Below are 14963 nucleotides of genomic sequence, written 5' to 3' on the forward strand. Positions count from 1 at the left end.
GGAGGTACGACACGACAGGCGCGGGACGAGAGAAGAAGGACGACGTCGATGGCCACGGACTACGGGTACGACAGTGGGCTCGGGTTCCCCGGGACGGTACGGCGGCACCGGGTCCCGGCGGGGCTGCGGGCGCCGTTCGAGGGGCGGACCTGGCGGGAGTTCGGCTATGTGCTGCTGAGCCTGCCGATCAGCATCCTGATGTTCACGTACGCCGTCACGATGATCTCGCTCGGCGCGGGCCTGCTCGTGACCTTCCTCGGCATTCCGGTCTTCGCGGCCGGGCTCGCCGGATGCCGCGGGCTCGGGGCGCTGGAGCGGGCGCGGGCCCGGGGGCTGCTGGGTCTCGAGGTCGGCGATCCGGAGCCGCTCAGGATCGGGAAGTCCGGGTTCATGGCGTGGATGGGGGCGGTGCTCAAGAGCGGGACGTCATGGCGGACGCTGCTGTACTCCGTGCTGCAGCTGCCGTGGGCGGTGTTCTCCTTCGTCGTCGCGGTGAACTTCTGGGTGTACGGCTGGGCGCTGCTGACGTATCCGCTGTGGTTCTGGGTCTTCCCGGCGTACGCCGGTCAGGACGGGCTGCAGCTCTACGGCGACGAGACCCACCACATCTATCTGAACAACCCGTTCGAGATCGGTGTGACGGCGCTGGTGGGACTGCTGTTCACGCTGTCCACGCCGTGGATCGTGCGGGCGCTGACGACGGTGGACCGGGTGATGGTGCACGGGCTGCTGGGGCCGACCCGGCTGTCGGCGCGGGTGGTGGAGCTGGAGTCGGACCGGGGGGTCGTGGTGGACACGGCGGCGGCGGATCTGCGGCGCATCGAGCGGGATCTGCACGACGGGGCGCAGGCCCGGCTGGTGGCGCTGGCGATGGATCTGGGGCTGGCGAAGGAGAAGCTCACCGAGGACCCGCAGGCCGCGGCGCGGATGGTGGAAGAGGCGCACGGTGAGGTGAAGACGGCGCTGCAGGAGCTGCGGGACCTGGCGCGGGGGATTCATCCGGCAGTGCTGACGGACCGGGGGCTGGACGCCGCGCTGTCCTCGGTGGCGTCCCGGTGCACGGTGCCGGTGCAGGTGGAGGTGGATCTGCCCTCGCGGCCCGCGCCGGCCATCGAGGGGATCGCGTACTTCACGGTGTCCGAGCTGTTGCAGAACATCAGCAAGCACTCCCGGGCGACGTTCGCCGCGGTGGATGTGTGGCGGGTGGAGGACCGGCTGCTGCTGCAGGTCGTGGACAACGGGGTGGGCGGGGCCGACGTGTCCTCCGGGTCCGGGCTCGCGGGCCTTGCGGAACGGCTGGACGCGGTCGACGGGATCCTGGTGGTGGACTCGCCGGCCGGGGGGCCCACCCGGGTGACGGCGGAGCTGCCCTGGCGGAGCGAGCGGGTGTGACGGGTTCTCCGTAGGGGGGCGGCGGGGCGTTTTCGCCTCCGCCGCCCTTCTCCGTTCCCGATGCGTACGACCCAGATGCGTACGACCCGGATGCGTACGGCTCTGCTGTGCCGCGCCAGTGCCCCCGAACCTGGCCGGATTCCGAGCGTGGACCCCTGTTTCGGGGCTTTGTTCGGATTCAGGGGACCTATTCCCGTTGCTCGCGCCCGCCCGCATCCGAATGCTGGAATGCTGGACTTGTCCAGCAAGTGGGCAGGCAGTGGGCTGGGGGGCCGAGAGTCGTGGAGGACAGGGTGCGGGTGGTCATCGCCGAGGATTCAGTGCTGCTGAGGGAGGGCCTGACCCGGTTGCTGACCGACCGCGGGCACGACGTCGTGGCCGGTGTGGGCGACGGGGAGGCACTGATCAAGACCATCGGTGAGCTGGACGCCCAGGGCGAGCTGCCCGACGTCGTGGTCGCCGATGTGCGGATGCCTCCGACGCACACGGACGAAGGCGTGCGAGCCGCCGTACAACTGCGCAAGGCACATCCCGGACTCGGGGTACTCGTACTCTCGCAGTACGTGGAGGAGCGGTATGCCACCGAGCTGCTGGCCGGGTCCAGCCGCGGGGTGGGGTATCTGCTCAAGGACCGGGTCGCGGAGGTGCGCGAGTTCGTGGACGCGGTGGTGCGGGTGGCCGAGGGCGGCACCGCCCTCGACCCCGAGGTGGTCGCTCAGCTGCTGGGCCGCAGCCGGAAGCAGGACGTGCTCGCCCATCTCACTCCCCGGGAGCGGGAGGTCCTGGGGCTGATGGCCGAGGGGCGCACCAACTCGGCGATCGCGCGGCAGCTCGTCGTGAGCGACGGGGCCGTGGAGAAGCACGTCAGCAACATCTTCCTGAAGCTCGGGCTGTCCCCGAGCGTCGGGGACCACCGGCGGGTGCTGGCGGTGCTGACCTACCTGAACTCGTGAGCATCTGACACCGTGTCAGATCAGCGGGAGTCGACCGAGAACCGAGAACGATGAGGGAGCGTCTTCAAGGAGAGCGCCGGGGGCGAGTAAATCGTGACAATTCAGGGCTTTGAACCGTCTCAAAACGCCGTCCATCATGCGAATGGCCGAGGGAAGGCGACCCCTGCGGTCGTAGGGTTGATCCTGGGAAGGCCTGCGGGAAGGCCGCTCCCGAACAGCCGCCCAGAGGGAGGTCCAGTTCAGTGACCAGTCAGGTCAGCAGCCCAGCGGAGCAGGCCGACGAAGCCGTCGTGGGAGAGCAGCGCAAAGAGGCCGGCGTGAAGGACGTCCGCCGCCTCGACCGGGTGATCATTCGTTTCGCGGGCGACTCCGGTGACGGGATGCAGCTCACCGGGGACCGTTTCACCTCGGAGACCGCGTCCTTCGGCAACGACCTGTCCACCCTTCCCAACTTCCCCGCCGAGATCCGGGCCCCTGCCGGAACCCTGCCGGGTGTCTCCTCCTTCCAGTTGCACTTCGCCGACCACGACATCCTCACGCCGGGTGACGCGCCCAACGTGCTCGTGGCCATGAACCCGGCCGCGCTCAAGGCCAACATCGCCGATCTGCCGCGCGGCGCGGAGATCATCGTCAACACGGACGAGTTCACCAAACGGGCGATGCAGAAAGTGGGGTACGCGGCCTCGCCGCTGGAGGATGGCTCGCTCGACGGGTACAGCCTTCATCCGGTCCCCCTGACCACGCTGACCGTCGAGGCCCTCAAGGATTTCGACCTCAGCCGCAAGGAGGCCGAGCGCAGCAAGAACATGTTCGCGCTCGGCCTCTTGTCGTGGATGTACCACCGGCCCACCGAGGGCACGGAGAGGTTCCTGCGCACGAAGTTCGCGAAGAAGCCGGAGATCGCCGAGGCGAACCTGGCGGCGTACCGGGCCGGCTGGAACTTCGGCGAGACGACCGAGGACTTCGCCGTCTCCTACGAGATCGCCCCGGCCACGAAGGCCTTCCCGGTCGGCACATACCGCAACATCTCCGGGAACCTCGCGCTGTCCTACGGGCTGGTCGCCGCGTCCCGCCAGGCGGACCTGCCGCTGTTCCTGGGCTCGTACCCGATCACCCCGGCCTCGGACATCCTGCACGAGCTGAGCAAGCACAAGAACTTCGGCGTACGGACCTTCCAGGCCGAGGACGAGATCGCGGGCATCGGCGCAGCCCTGGGCGCGGCCTTCGGCGGCTCGCTCGCGGTGACGACGACCTCCGGTCCGGGCGTGGCCCTGAAGTCGGAGACGATCGGGCTTGCGGTCTCTCTGGAGCTGCCGCTTCTCGTCATCGACATCCAGAGAGGCGGCCCGTCCACCGGTCTGCCGACCAAGACCGAGCAGGCGGACCTGCTGCAGGCGATGTTCGGGCGCAACGGCGAGGCGCCGGTGCCGATCGTCGCCCCCTGCACGCCGGCCGACTGCTTCGACGCGGCGCTGGAGGCGGCCCGGATCGCGCTGACGTACCGCACACCGGTGATGCTGCTGTCGGACGGCTACCTGGCCAACGGCTCGGAGCCCTGGCGGATCCCGGAGCTGGACGAACTCCCGGACCTGACCGTGCAGTTCGCGCAGGGGCCGAACCACACCCTGGACGACGGCACCGAGGTCTTCTGGCCGTACAAGCGCGACCCGCAGACCCTCGCCCGCCCCTGGGCGGTCCCCGGCACACCCGGTCTCGAACACCGCATCGGCGGGATCGAGAAGGAGGACGGGTCGGGCAACATCTCCTACGCCCCGGCCAACCACGACTTCATGGTCCGCACCCGCCAGGCCAAGATCGACGGCATCGACGTACCGGACCTGGAAGTGGACGATCCGCACGAGGCGCGCACGCTGGTGCTGGGCTGGGGATCGACGTACGGCCCCATCACGGCGGCGGTACGGCGCCTGCGGACGGCCGGCGAGTCGATCGCGCAGGCACACCTGCGCCACCTCAACCCCTTCCCGCGCAACCTGGGCGCGGTGCTGAAGGCGTACGACAAGGTCGTCATCCCCGAGATGAACCTCGGGCAGCTCGCCACCCTGGTCCGGGCGAAGTACCTGGTCGACGCGCACAGCTACAACCAGGTCAACGGTATGCCGTTCAAGGCCGAACAGCTCGCCACGGCTCTCAAGGAGGCCATCGATGGCTGAGACGTCCACGGAAGGCACGGGCACGATCGAGGCGCTCTCGCTCGTCCCCAAGGCCGAGGGCCGCCAGAGCATGAAGGACTTCAAGAGCGACCAGGAAGTCCGCTGGTGCCCCGGCTGCGGTGACTACGCGATCCTCGCGGCGGTCCAGGGCTTCATGCCGGAGCTGGGACTGGCCAAGGAGAACATCGTCTTCGTCTCGGGCATCGGCTGCTCGTCGCGGTTCCCGTACTACATGAACACGTATGGCATGCACTCCATCCACGGGCGGGCGCCGGCGATCGCGACGGGGCTGGCCGCGAGCAGGCGGGACCTGAGCGTGTGGGTCGTCACCGGCGACGGCGACGCGCTGTCCATCGGCGGCAACCACCTGATCCACGCCCTGCGGCGGAACGTGAACCTGAAGATCCTGCTGTTCAACAACCGGATCTACGGCCTGACGAAGGGCCAGTACTCCCCCACCTCCGAGGTCGGCAAGATCACGAAGTCGACGCCGATGGGGTCGCTGGACGCCCCCTTCAACCCGGTGTCCCTGGCCATCGGCGCGGAGGCGTCCTTCGTGGCGCGGACGGTGGACTCCGACCGCAAGCACCTCACCTCGGTGCTGCGGCAGGCGGCGGCCCACCCCGGCACCGCGCTGATCGAGATCTACCAGAACTGCAACATCTTCAACGACGGCGCGTTCGAGGCGTTGAAGGACAAGCAGCAGGCCGAGGAGGCGGTGATCCGGCTGGAACACGGTCAGCCGATCCGCTTCGGCACCGACCTGTCCAAGGGCGTGGTCCGGGATGCGGCGACGGGTGACCTGAAGGTGGTACCGGTGACCGCGTCGAACGAGGCGCAGATCCTCGTCCACGACGCGCACGCGTCGTCCCCGACGACCGCCTTCGCCCTGTCCCGCCTGGCCGACCCGGACACGCTCCACCACACCCCGATCGGCGTCTTCCGCTCGGCGGACCGGCCGGTGTACGACACGCAGATGGCGGACCAACTGGACGCCGCGATCGAGCAGAACGGCAAGGGGGATCTGGGGGCGTTGCTGGCCGGGGGCGACACCTGGACGGTCGTGGGCTGACGCTTCTCCCGCGCATGCGCAGGGCCTGGATGTCGCACGGCGTCCAGGCCCTGCGCATGTCAGGCGTCGGGGTGCCCGAAGGGAGTGCTCAGGTCCGTTTCTTCGCCGCGTCGTACCTCTCCCGCGCCTCCTGCACCGCCCCCATCCGCCGCGATGTCCACTCCGCCAGCCCCCGTACCTTTTCCGCCGCCTCGCGGCCGAGGTCGGTCAGGGAGTAGTCGACTCGGGGTGGGATCACCGGCTTGGCGTCGCGGTGGACCAGGCCGTCACGTTCCAGGGTCTGGAGGGTCTGGGTCAGCATCTTCTCGCTCACCCGGCCGATCGCCCGGCGGAGTTCGCTGAAGCGGTGCGGGCGGTCCAGGAGCTGGATCAGGACCAGGACACCCCAGCGGCTCCTCACGTGTTCCAGGACGAGGCGGTGGGGGCACATCGCCTCACCGGCGGAGATCAAGGGGTTCGCTGCGCTTACTGCCATGCCAGTACCTTACTTCAAAGTGGGTACTTTCCAAGAGTTAGCGCTTCTCCTATGGTTAGTGTCACCGCACCCCACAAGGAGATCGCACATCATGAGCATCGTCGTCACCGGAGCCACCGGAAACCTCGGCCGTCACGTCGTCGAGCAGCTGCTCGAGAAGGTTTCGGCCGAGCAGGTCACCGCAGTCGTCCGCACCCCGGAGAAGGCCGCCGACTTCGCGGCGAAGGGCGTGAAGATAGCGGTCGCCGACTACAACAGCCCCGAGACCTTCGACAAGGTCCTCGCGGCCGGCGACAAGGTGCTGCTGATCTCCGGCAACGAGTTCGACAAGGGCCGCCCCGCCCAGCACCAGGTCGTCATCGAGGCCGCCAAGGCCGCGGGCGTCGCGCTCCTCGCCTACACCAGCGCACCCGGCACCCTGACCGCCGCGCTCGCCGACGACCACCGGGCCACCGAGGAGGCCCTGCTCGCCTCCGGTCTGCCCTACTCGCTGCTGCGCAACGGCTGGTACAACGAGAACTACACCGAGAACCTCGCCCCCGTCCTGGAGTACAACGCGGTCGTGCAGGCCGCCGGTGACGGCCGTGTCTCCTCCGCCTCGCGCGCCGACTACGCGGCCGCCGCCGTGGCCGTGCTGACCGGCGAGGGGCACGAGAACACGACGTACGAGCTCGGTGGCGACGAGCCCTGGGGCTTCGCCGAGTACGCGGCCGAGCTGAGCCGGCAGACCGGCAAGGAGATCGTCTACAACGCCGTGTCCGTCGACGACTACATCGGGATCCTGACCGGTGCCGGGCTGCCCGCTCCCTTCGCCGCGACCCTCGCCGGCGTCGACGCCTCCATCGAGAAGGGCGAGCTGGTCGTCACCTCCGGCGACCTGGCCCGGCTGACCGGCCGTCCGACCACCCCGATCGCCGCGTCGATCAAGGCCGCGCTCAAGGGCTGATACTCCCCCGACGGGCCCTTGGGCGCTCCACCCCCGGCTGTCATGACCGTATAGCGATACGGGCATGACAGCCGGGGGTGCTCGGCGTTACCTTCGTGCAGGCGAGGACGGTGCGAGGAGGAGAGTCCGTGAAGTCGAGGGGCGAGCGGCACATAGGTCTGCTGAACGGCTTCGCCGCGTACGGGATGTGGGGGCTCGTGCCCCTGTTCTGGCCGCTGCTCAAGCCCGCCGGCGCCGCCGAGATCCTCGCCCACCGGATGGTGTGGTCGCTCGTCTTCGTGGCCGTCGCACTCGTCGTCGTACGGCGCTGGGCGTGGGCCGGTGAGCTGCTGCGGCAGCCCCGGAAGCTGGCGCTGATCACCGTGGCCGCCGCCGTCATCACCGTGAACTGGGGCGTCTACATCTGGGCCGTCAACAGCGGTCACGTGGTCGAGGCCTCGCTCGGGTACTTCATCAACCCGCTCGTCACCATCGCGATGGGTGTGCTGCTGCTCAAGGAGCGGCTGCGGCGCGTGCAGTGGGCGGCGGTCGGGATCGGGGCCGCCGCGGTGCTCGTCCTCACGATCGGATACGGCCGGCCGCCGTGGATCTCCCTCACGCTCGCCTTCTCCTTCGCCACGTACGGCCTGGTCAAGAAGAAGGTGAACCTCGGCGGGGTCGAGTCGCTGGCCGCCGAGACCGCGATCCAGTTCCTGCCCGCGCTCGGCTATCTGCTGTGGCTGAGCTCGCGGGACGACCTCAGCTTCGCCTCCGAGGGCCCGGGGCACGCGGCGCTGCTCGCCTCGACCGGCATCGTCACCGCGCTCCCCCTGGTCTGCTTCGGCGCGGCGGCGATCCGCGTGCCCCTGTCCACGCTGGGACTGCTCCAGTACACGGCCCCGGTCTTCCAGTTCCTGCTCGGCATCTTCTACTTCCACGAGGCCATGCCGCCGGAGCGCTGGGCCGGGTTCGCGCTGGTCTGGCTGGCGTTGACGCTGCTCACCTGGGACGCCCTGCGCACCGCGCGGACGCTCAGGAGGGAGATCAACAGGCCCAGCACCACCATGACCACGGGCACGGTCAGCGCCGTACGGAAGGCGGAGAGTCTGGCCTCGGCACCCGAGCCGCCGGCCTCGCCCGCCGCCAGGCCGTAGACGGCCGTCACCGCCGAGATCCCGATCGCCGAGCCGAACTGGGTCGCCGTGTGCAGCAGCCCGCCCGCCAGGCCCTGCTCCGACTCGGCGACCCCGTCCGTCGCCGCGATCGTCAGCGGCCCGTACGCCAGCGCGAAGGCGGTGCCCGCGATGAACAGCGTCGGCAGCATCGCCAGATAGGGCCAGTCCATGCCGACCGGCAGGAAGAGGCCGTAGGCGAGCACCGCCAGCAGGAAGCCGCCGACGATCACGCGCGCGTTGCCGAAGCGGGCGACGAGCCGCGGGGTGAGGGTGGGCGCGAGGACCGCGTCGCAGCCCATGATCACCAGGGCGATCGCGGTCTGCACCGAGGACCAGCCGCGCAGTTCCTGGAGATAGAGCGTCACCACGAACTGGAAGCCGAAGAACGCCCCGACGAACAGCAGCGCCCCGAGGTCGGCCCGCACGACCGGGCCCGTGCGCAGGAGCCCCAGCCGCACCAGCGGATGCGCGGCCCGGCGTTCCACGGCGACGAAGGCGGCCCCGAGCAGCAGCGCCCCGAGGGCGGACGCCGCCGTCGACCGCCACGCGTCCAGACCGTGTTCCAGGCGTACGACGGTGTAGGCGGCCAGCAGCATGGCGCCGGCGGCGGTGAGGGTGCCGGGGAGGTCGAAGCCGTGTCGGGTCGGGGGCGCGGCCGGCGGGCGCGGGATCAGCCGGAAGGCCGCGAGGAGCAGGGCGCCTGCCATCAGCACCGGCGCGAAGAACACCCAGCGCCAGCCCAGCGCGGTGAGCAGGCCGCCGATCACCAGGCCGAGCGAGAAGCCGCCGGCGCCGGTGCCGGCGAAGACCAGCAGGGCCTTGTTGCGCTGCGGGCCCTCCGGGTAGGACGTGGTGATCAGGGACAGCGCGGCCGGGGTCATGAAGGCGGCGGAGACACCGGTGACGAAGCGGGCGACCACCAGCATCCAGCCCTCGGTCGCGAGACCGCCGAGGCCGGAGAAGGCGAGGAAGACCGTGAGCGAGAGCAGGAACATCCGACGGCGGCCCAGCAGGTCGGCCGCGCGGCCGCCGAGCAGGGTGAAGCCGGCGTACCCGAGCACATAGGCACTCATCACCCAGGCCGCGATATCGGTCGCGAGCCCCAGATCGGACCGGATCGAGGGGATCGCGACGGCCATCATCGCGATGTCGGCGCCCTCCAGGAAGATCGTTCCGCAGAGGACGAGCAGCAGCGCCCAGGCGCGTGCGCCCATGACAACACTCCCTAGGTAGGGGGGAGTTACCGGATCGAGGGTCGGTTCCCTCTTGTAACCGGTCCCAGCCTCGGGCAGCATCGACGGACATGGAAGAAGGCACTTCGAAGTCACCGAGTAACTGCGCGGGCACCGACTACGGCGACACCGATCCCTTCCAGTGGGACACCCGCGAGGACTGTCAGGTGCGGCAGATCCTCGACCGGGTCGCCGACAAGTGGTCCCTTCTCGTCATCGCCCTGCTGGAGAACCGGCGCCTGCGCTTCACCGAACTGCGCCGGGAGATCGACGGGGTCAGCCAGCGGATGCTGACGGTGACCCTGCGCTCGCTGGAGCGGGACGGACTGGTGAAGCGGACGGTCCACCCGGTCGTACCGCCCCGGGTGGAGTACGAACTGACTCCGCTCGGCGGCACCCTGCACGCGACGATCCGCTCGCTGGTGACCTGGACCGAGGCGCACCAGGAGGAGATCGCGGCGGCAAGGTCGGCGTACGACAGCCGGGCGGCCGAAGCGGTGTGAACGGGGCCGCTGTCAGTGCGCACCGCTATAAGTGACGGCATGACACCCGTGCACTGGAAAGTCGTGATCGACGCCGAGGACCCGCACGCCCAGGCCGACTTCTGGGCCGCCGCACTGCAGTACACGACCGAGGACAATGACGCCCTGATCCAGCGGCTGCTGGAGCTCGGTGCCCTGCCGCGCGAGGGCACCGTCGAGTACCACGGCCGTCTCGCCTTCCGGGATCTGGTCGCCGTACGGCATCCGGACGACCCGTACGACAAGGACAGCGGCACCGGTCTGGGGCGGCGGCTGCTCTTCCAGCGCGTACCGGAGCCGAAGACCGTCAAGAACCGGCTCCACCTGGATCTGCACCCCGGGGAGGGCAGCCGCTCGGCCGAGGTGGAGCGGCTGACGGGGCTCGGGGCGCGTGTGCTGCGCGAGGTGCGGGAGCGGGGCGGTGAGTGGGTGGTGATGGCGGATCCGGAGGGCAATGAGTTCTGCGTGCAATGAGACCGTGCGAGCCGTGGGGTCCGCTATGCGAACGGGCCTGACCGGATTCCGCCCTTGACGGAGAGTCAACCTCAGCTTCACCATCCAGGCACCCATTCGCTGTGGAATCCCTGTGAGTTCAGGGATTCCCACGGAATTCGGAGCCCCCCACATGAAGCTCTCGGTTCCCGGACGCGTCACGGCCACCGCCGTCGTCGTCACCGTCTCCCTCCTGGCCGGCGGATCCATAGCCGGCGCGGCCCCCGCGGGACAGCCCGCGGTGGCCGCGGCCCCGGACATCCCGGTGGCCAACGTGAAGGCGCATCTGACCCAGCTCCAGTCCATCGCCACCGCCAACGGCGGCAACCGCGCGCACGGCCGCGCCGGCTACAAGGCCTCGCTCGACTACGTCAAGGCCAAGCTGGACGCCGCCGGATTCACCACGACGGTCCAGCAGTTCACCTCGTCCGGCCGCACCGGCTACAACCTGATCGCGGACTGGCCGGGCGGCGACACCAGCCAGGTGGTCATGTCCGGCTCGCACCTCGACAGCGTGACGGCGGGCGCGGGCATCAACGACAACGGCTCCGGTTCGGCGGCCGTCCTGGAGACCGCGCTCGCCGTGTCCCGGGCCGGCTACCAGCCCACCAGGCATCTGAGATTCGCCTGGTGGGGCGCGGAGGAGCTGGGCATGGTCGGCTCCCGCTCCTACGTCAACCGCCTGTCCACCACGGACCGTTCGCGGATCAGCGGCTATCTCAACTTCGACATGATCGGCTCACCGAACCCCGGATACTTCGTCTACGACGACGACCCGGCGATCGAGAAGACCTTCAAGGCGTACTACGCCGGCCTCGGCGTCCCGACCGAGATCGAGACCGAGGGCGACGGCCGCTCCGACCACGCGCCGTTCAAGAACGCGGGCGTGCCGGTGGGCGGGCTGTTCAGCGGCGCCGACTACGTCAAGACGGCGGCGCAGGCGGCCAAGTGGGGCGGTACCTCGGGGCTGGCCTTCGACCGCTGCTACCACTCGTCGTGCGACACCACGGCCAACATCAACGACACCGCCCTGGACCGCAACAGTGACGCGGTGGCGTACGCGGTGTGGGAGCTGTCGCGGTAACAGTCCTTCCCCGGGCTACCGGCCCGCGTTCCGGGCGCGTTCCGCGAGGCGGAGCATCCGGGTGCGGGCCGACTCCAGCTTGTCGGGATCCTCGGCCGCCGGGCCCTCCCCGGCGGCCAGGTCCGTCCACAGGGTGAGCAGGTCGCGGCCGAGCTCCAGGCCCCGCAGCGGATCCCGTACGGCCTTCCACGCGGTGGCCGCGCTCTGCACGTTGCCGTAGGCCGCCTCGGCGTCTCCGGCGCGGTGGTGGATGCCGGCCAGGTCGAGGGAGATCTCCGCGGCCTGGACGGGCTCGCCGCCCAAGTAGGCGATGTACGCGGCGAGTTCACGTACCCGCAGCACATCGGGATGCTCGGCGCCCAGGGTCTGCGACGCCTCGCCGACGACCTGCTGCGCCAACTCGGCGGCCACGTCCGTCCGTCCCTCGCGCACGGCCTCGCTGATCCGTCCGACCGGCTCCGCGAGCACCGCGCCCTCGTCGACCACCAGCCCCTCCCCCAGGACGGCTTCGGCCACGGCGTCGAACCCTCGCACGGGCGTCGGCCGGGGACCGGGATCGTCCAGGAGGGGGACCGGGTCGATGAGGGGGGCGGCGGCCCGGGGAGCGGGCGAGACCGACGGAAGCGGCCGAGGCACGACGGCGGCGAAGCCGGCTGTCGGCAGGGGCAGGGGCCTGGGTTCCGGAACGGGGCCGGCCTGGGGGGTCGGGACAGCGGTGTCGGACGGTGGTGGGGCGGGGGTGTCTGCCGGGTCGGGCTTCGCCCAGGCGGGGGTACGGACCGGACCGGACGGCGGCGCGACGGGGGTACGAGCGGGACCGGACTGCGGCGGAGCCGGTGTCGACGGCAGGGGGCCGGGTGTGTAGGTGGGGTCGGTCGGGGACAGTGGGGCCGGGGTGGAGGCCGGGCCGGTGTCCATCACGGGGGGCGGGCCGAACTGGCCCGTCGGGGGCAGGGCCGTCCCGGGGGCCGGAGCCGAGCCGGTGGTCTGGGAGTCCGGCAGCTGTCGTAGCACCTGGGTCGGGAACGGTTCGGCGTCCGCCGTCCGGGACTCGGGCAGGTTTCGCATCCGGAAGGTGGGGGCCGGGTCGGGGTCGTCCTGTGCGTGGGCGGGGGCCGGGGACGGCCACGACGTCTCCACCGGGTCCTCGGTCGCGGGGGCCGGGGACGGCCAGGGCGTCTCCGCCGGGTCCTGGGGCACGGCAAGCGGCATCCTCACCGGCTCCGCCGTGAAGCGGCTGGCGCCGTCCGTCGCGACTTCCAGGGGGACCACGTAACCGATGCGGGCATCATGGATCGTGGCGTGGACCGCGTGGCCGCCGGCCAGGGCGAGATGGTGGAGGTGGGTCAGGACGGCCTGGTGGAGTTCCTCGCCGGGCGGCGCGGTGACCTGTGTTCCGGCCACCGTCGCGGACTCACCCGTCAGGGGGACACGGACGTCGATCGGGGTGGCCCCCCGCTGCTGGTCCCGCTTCTTGTCGCGGCTGAGTCGAGACATCTCATCCCTCACGGTCGTGCACGTACTGTCGAGTCTCTCCGCTCGCCCCCGGTTCTCACGTCACCGTGATGTCACAGGCCTGTTCCGAAGGGGCAGGGCGGGCGGGATGACAGGATCCAAGCGCGGTCAGGCGAACTGACGTGCGGCGAGAGGCGGAGAGCGTGCAGCAGGGGCCGGAGATCTGGATCCGCGGGCCGGTGGCCCCGACCGGGAGGCGGTTCGCGTGGGTCGGCACGCACGGCGGCGCCGGCGTCTCCACCCTGGCCGCCGTCTACGGCGGTCACGACAGCGGACGCGACTGGCCGGGCCCCGGTGCTCCGACCTCCGTCCTGCTCGTCGCCCGTACACACGCCGCGGGGCTGCTCGCCGCCCGCCGCACCCTGGAGCTGTTCCGGCGCGGGGAGCACCCGCCGGGGCTCGACCTCGACGCCGTCGTCCTCGTCGCGGACGCTCCCGGACGGCTCCCGCGCCCGCTCGCCCAGCAGGCCAAGGAGATCGAGGCCGCGGTCGACGTGTACCGCGTGCCCTGGGTCCCCGCGTGGCGCCTCGGCGACCTGAACGGGACGCCCCCGCGCTCCACCGGGGCACTGGTCCGGCTCACCCGGGCCACCGCCACCCCATGACGGCCACCCCAGCCCCATGACGGCCGCTGCCTCGCTCTCCGCCACCGACCTGGCGGCGGCGGTACGTTCGCGCGCGCTGCGGGCGGTCGACGTCGTCGCCTGCGCGCTGGACCGGATCCGGCGGGTGGATCCCGAGCTGTGCGCGTTCGCCGAGGTGTGGGAGGAGGAGGGGCTGCGGCGGGCACGCGAGATCGACCTGCGCGTCGAGGCGGGTGAGCGGCTGCCGCTCGCCGGGGTGCCGATCGGGGTGAAGGGGCGGCACGGGCTGCGCGGTGCGGCACCGCTTCTCGCGGCCGGGTGCGTACCCGTCGGCGCGACCTCCGTGCCCGGTCCCGGGACTCCCTGGCAGACCTGGGGACTCGGCGCCCACGGCCGTACCGTCAACCCCTGGCGCGCCGACCGCACCCCGGGCGGCTCCTCGGCGGGCTCCGCGGCCGCGGTGGCCGCGGGACTCGTCCCGATGGCGACGGGGAGCGACGGGGCCGGGTCGATACGGATCCCGGCGGCCTGGTGCGGGGTGATCGGCCTCAAGATCACGAACTTCGGCCACGCCCACGCCCCCACCGGCGGTACGAGCGCCCACCCGGACCCGACCGGCCCCACTCCCGGCCCCACCCGAGCCGCCTCCCCGCGCCCCGGCCTCACCGCCCCCGGCATCCTCGTCCGCCACGCCTGCGACGCGGCCGCCTACTGGCACGCGCTCGCCGGCGACGGAACCGGCAACGGCGACGGCTATGACGGTGACGCCCGCGAGGGCGGCGGAGACGGCACGCCCGAGCCGCCCCCCACCCTTCCCGTCACCGCCGTCTGGTCCCCCGACCTCGGCTTCGCGGACCCGGACCCCGGGATCCTGCGCATCGCCCGCTCGGCGGTCGGGCGGCTGGCCGACGCCGGTGTCCTACGGCTCGCCCGGCCGCGCATCCCGCCGCGTCTGCACGACCCCGCCCCCGCCTGGCTCGCCCTGCGCACCCCGGGCTCCGACCTGCGGGAGGCCGACCGGATCCGGGCCGCCAACGACCGTCTCCTCGACGGGATCCTCACCGGCACCGACCTGCTGCTGACGCCCACGACCCCCCACCCACCGCACGGCCACGAAGGCCCCGGCGACCGCTACTCCACCGCCCTCACCTGGGCTTTCAACCTCTCCGGGCACCCGGCCCTCAGCCTCCCCGCCGGCCTGGGCCCGGACGGCTGCCCGGTCGGACTCCAGCTGGTGGCCCGGCACGGCGGCGAGGCGCTGCTGCTGGAGGTGGCGCAGGCGGCACAGGCGTACACCTGAGGGCCCGGACCCTGGACAGATACTTGCGTACGCATATAATGCATGTGCGAGTATTCACCGTACGCCGATCAG

General features: G+C 71.1%; 13 protein-coding genes and 1 pseudogene. 11 read left to right on the forward strand and 3 right to left on the reverse strand.

Annotated features, from left to right (window positions below; all coding sequences use genetic code 11):
• Positions 1 to 48 precede the first annotated feature (48 nt).
• From ACZ39I_RS31615 to ACZ39I_RS31630, 4 genes are all read left to right on the forward strand, one after another.
• Complete coding sequence (locus ACZ39I_RS31615) at positions 49 to 1392, forward strand: sensor histidine kinase (RefSeq protein ID WP_467248329.1); 1344 nt, start codon at positions 49 to 51, stop codon at positions 1390 to 1392.
• Between the two features lie 293 nt (positions 1393 to 1685).
• Entirely contained in the window at positions 1686 to 2345 is a 660-nt protein-coding gene (locus ACZ39I_RS31620) for a LuxR C-terminal-related transcriptional regulator (RefSeq protein ID WP_467248502.1), read from the forward strand.
• Between the two features lie 242 nt (positions 2346 to 2587).
• Complete coding sequence (locus ACZ39I_RS31625; protein ID WP_467248330.1) at positions 2588 to 4516, forward strand: 2-oxoacid:acceptor oxidoreductase subunit alpha; 1929 nt, start codon at positions 2588 to 2590, stop codon at positions 4514 to 4516.
• The gene (locus ACZ39I_RS31630; protein ID WP_467248331.1) at positions 4509 to 5588 is read left to right on the forward strand and encodes a 2-oxoacid:ferredoxin oxidoreductase subunit beta; all 1080 of its coding nucleotides are present in this window, start codon (positions 4509 to 4511) and stop codon (positions 5586 to 5588) included. The genes ACZ39I_RS31625 and ACZ39I_RS31630 overlap by 8 nt, the downstream gene beginning before the upstream one ends.
• Before the next feature lie 88 nt (positions 5589 to 5676).
• Here ACZ39I_RS31630 and ACZ39I_RS31635 read toward each other — a convergent pair whose 3' ends face one another.
• On the reverse strand, positions 5677 to 6063 hold the full coding sequence (locus ACZ39I_RS31635; protein WP_467248333.1) for a winged helix-turn-helix transcriptional regulator: 387 nt from the start codon (positions 6061 to 6063) through the stop codon (positions 5677 to 5679).
• 91 nt (positions 6064 to 6154) lie between these two features.
• Here ACZ39I_RS31635 and ACZ39I_RS31640 point away from each other — a divergent pair, with 91 nt between their 5' ends.
• The gene (locus tag ACZ39I_RS31640; protein WP_467248334.1) at positions 6155 to 7009 is read left to right on the forward strand and encodes an SDR family oxidoreductase; all 855 of its coding nucleotides are present in this window, start codon (positions 6155 to 6157) and stop codon (positions 7007 to 7009) included.
• A 185-nt stretch (positions 7010 to 7194) separates the two neighbouring features.
• Entirely contained in the window at positions 7195 to 8142 is a 948-nt protein-coding gene (gene rarD / locus ACZ39I_RS31645) for an EamA family transporter RarD (protein WP_467248503.1), read from the forward strand.
• A gap of 32 nt (positions 8143 to 8174) precedes the next feature.
• On the opposite strand, the pseudogene ACZ39I_RS31650 reads toward rarD, so the two are convergent.
• Positions 8175 to 9458 (reverse strand): annotated as a pseudogene (locus ACZ39I_RS31650) (MFS transporter); the annotation flags it as partial.
• Between the two features lie 8 nt (positions 9459 to 9466).
• Between ACZ39I_RS31650 and ACZ39I_RS31655 the strand changes: the two are divergent.
• From ACZ39I_RS31655 to ACZ39I_RS31665, 3 genes are all read left to right on the forward strand, one after another.
• Complete coding sequence (locus tag ACZ39I_RS31655) at positions 9467 to 9898, forward strand: winged helix-turn-helix transcriptional regulator (protein WP_352390644.1); 432 nt, start codon at positions 9467 to 9469, stop codon at positions 9896 to 9898.
• Between the two features lie 39 nt (positions 9899 to 9937).
• The gene (locus ACZ39I_RS31660; protein WP_403655654.1) at positions 9938 to 10390 is read left to right on the forward strand and encodes a VOC family protein; all 453 of its coding nucleotides are present in this window, start codon (positions 9938 to 9940) and stop codon (positions 10388 to 10390) included.
• 151 nt (positions 10391 to 10541) lie between these two features.
• Positions 10542 to 11492 carry a M28 family metallopeptidase gene (locus tag ACZ39I_RS31665; protein ID WP_467248337.1) on the forward strand — a complete coding sequence of 317 codons (951 nt, stop codon included), beginning with the start codon at positions 10542 to 10544 and terminating at the stop codon, positions 11490 to 11492.
• Positions 11493 to 11507: 15 nt separating this feature from the next.
• Here the strand turns inward: ACZ39I_RS31665 and ACZ39I_RS31670 are convergent, their stop codons facing one another.
• Positions 11508 to 12989 carry a hypothetical protein gene (locus tag ACZ39I_RS31670; RefSeq protein WP_467248339.1) on the reverse strand — a complete coding sequence of 494 codons (1482 nt, stop codon included), beginning with the start codon at positions 12987 to 12989 and terminating at the stop codon, positions 11508 to 11510.
• A 161-nt stretch (positions 12990 to 13150) separates the two neighbouring features.
• Here ACZ39I_RS31670 and ACZ39I_RS31675 point away from each other — a divergent pair, with 161 nt between their 5' ends.
• Positions 13151 to 13612: a DUF6668 family protein gene (locus ACZ39I_RS31675; protein WP_467248341.1), complete on the forward strand. Its 462-nt coding sequence runs from the start codon at positions 13151 to 13153 to the stop codon at positions 13610 to 13612.
• A 16-nt stretch (positions 13613 to 13628) separates the two neighbouring features.
• On the forward strand, positions 13629 to 14891 hold the full coding sequence (locus tag ACZ39I_RS31680; protein WP_467248343.1) for an amidase: 1263 nt from the start codon (positions 13629 to 13631) through the stop codon (positions 14889 to 14891).
• Positions 14892 to 14963: the final 72 nt, after the last annotated feature.

It is taken from the genome of Streptomyces sp. NPDC024687, assembly GCF_055559055.1.